This window comes from Arthrobacter sp. Hiyo1 (assembly GCF_001263615.2).
In the GTDB taxonomy this organism is placed as follows: Bacteria; Actinomycetota; Actinomycetes; order Actinomycetales; family Micrococcaceae; genus Arthrobacter.
In genome coordinates this window covers 212,260-214,101 of sequence record NZ_DF952472.1, presented here as the reverse complement: position 1 = coordinate 214,101, position 1,842 = coordinate 212,260, and the positions used below count along the sequence as shown (strand labels likewise).

The following is a 1,842-nucleotide window of genomic DNA, read 5'->3' as shown; positions in this document are numbered from 1 at the left end:
CCTCGTGTCTTGGTGGCCTGTTCCATGTGACCCACGTTACGTGAATTCTGAGGAAGCTACAAGATGTTTCTTCGATTAGGTTGAGACCATCGAAATTGCCATCGCATTGGCGCTTCAAAAGTTGTAGTCCTTCAATTTTTGCGCCCAAGATCTGTTGTGCGGCGAGATTCGAGGAGAAGATCATCGGTAAAGCGTGGGTCGCGGTGTCGTGGTTGCGGACCCTTCCATTTTGACTGTCTGGTACCGGACCTCCGTCAAGTTTGGGTGTCGGTCTGATATCCGGACAGCGGCTGGGCCGATGGGTCCGATCATCTGAGGATTCCGAAAGGAGGATCGTAATGGCAAAGACAGTCGAAGAGATTTTGGCCAAGCGACCTGTTGACCGCGTTGCTGTGGAAGGGCACAAGAAGCACCTGCTCGATGAAGTCCGGGCCTTCTGGCTTCGGGAGCTCCGTGAGGCATCGGACCTGACGCAGGTCGAGGTGGCTGCGCGTCTGCGCGTGAGCCAGAACAGGGTGTCCCGCATCGAGCACGGTGACATTGACCGGGCCCAGGTCGATATGCTGCGGAAATACGTCGAACCTCTCGGTGGGCGGCTTCGTGTCGAGGTTGAACTCGGCGACGAACGGATCCAGATCGCCTGACCCGGCAACCCGCTCCGGCATGTTTGAACAACCGACGTAGGAGGCCTTATACGAGGCGATGGGCCGCAAGGGCTAAATCGCAGCGTTCGCTCCGCGCAACGAGGGCCCACCCCTGCAACGGGACCGGTGCACCGAGTCCTCGGACTGGCCGCGAGGGACCGTTCGGAAAAAGGACGGCGCGGATTGCCGGGAGTGTCTTCCTCTCAATCTTCGATCCTCTGGTTGTGCCCTCCGAATCGGACAGAGGGGCGCTACCGGCCTCCCCAGGCGGCAATGGCGCGTTCGACATAGGTTGTGACGCTGGCGTGTATGTCGGTTTCGGGGTCGAGGAGCCATTGCAGGCCCATGCCGTCCATCACGGCAGTGAATAGCCGCACTTCAATCTCAATCTGCGCGGGGGAGAGGTGAACAATGTCGCCAGCTTCGACCGCTTCCTGCAAATGCCCGGCGAGGGTTGCCAGGTTCGAGGTGTAGCGCTGGGTGATGAACGCGTGGCCCGGGTGGGCCGGACTGGAGGCTTCGGCCGCGATAGTGGTGAACAGTTCGAGCAGGCCGCGGTTGTCCCGGTGGGCGGCCATGACCTCTGGCAACCGCCGGAAGTAGTCCAATCCACTGACCTCGATGGGGCCGTTCTCCACGGTCCGTCGGTCCCATTCCTCCAGCACGGCCGTGAGCAGGCCTTCCTTGCTGCCGAAATGCTGGATCAGGGTGGCGTGGTTGACGCCGGCCTGCTCGGCAATCGTGCGGAGGGATCCGCCGGCGAAGCCGTGTTCGCCGAAGACGTCCATCGCGATGCCGATGAGCTGCTCGCGTCGGCGGACGCCTGTGCGGTAGGGGCCCCGTGTTCTGGTCTCTGCGGCTTCTGGCATGTCACTACTTTCTCATGACCATTTGCCGAAATATAACCAGTCGGTTATGGTTTAAGTTCGACACGGCTCGTAGCCGCACGGGACCTCCTGACGGAACGCCGCACGCGTCAGCCCAGTCCCGAGACTCGCAGATGGGAATCCTTTAGATGAAGTACTCCGTTCTCGGACCGACCGGCGTGCGTGTGTCCCGCATCTGCGTGGGCACGGCGACTTTCGGTGTGGCACCGAGCGCACACGAAGCCGATAGCGTCGTGGGAGCGGCTCTGGATCTGGGCATCAACTTCTTTGACACCGCTGATGTCTACGGCTCGACCTCGACGTTCGACCGG

General features: G+C 61.0%; 3 protein-coding genes. 2 read left to right on the top strand and 1 reads right to left on the bottom strand.

Translation table 11 applies throughout. The features are described 5' to 3' along the window. Positions 1 to 338: 338 nt before the first annotated feature. Complete coding sequence (locus AHiyo1_RS14660) at positions 339 to 644, top strand: helix-turn-helix domain-containing protein (RefSeq protein WP_059389062.1); 306 nt, start codon at positions 339 to 341, stop codon at positions 642 to 644. A gap of 251 nt (positions 645 to 895) precedes the next feature. Here AHiyo1_RS14660 and AHiyo1_RS14655 read toward each other — a convergent pair whose 3' ends face one another. Continuing rightward, positions 896 to 1,513, bottom strand: a complete 618-nt coding sequence (locus AHiyo1_RS14655; protein WP_059389061.1) for a TetR/AcrR family transcriptional regulator — start codon at positions 1,511 to 1,513, stop codon at positions 896 to 898. A 146-nt stretch (positions 1,514 to 1,659) separates the two neighbouring features. On the opposite strand from AHiyo1_RS14655, the gene AHiyo1_RS14650 reads away from it, so the two are divergent. Then, a partial coding sequence (locus tag AHiyo1_RS14650) for an aldo/keto reductase (RefSeq protein ID WP_148667601.1) occupies positions 1,660 to 1,842 on the top strand: 183 nt, incomplete at its 3' end.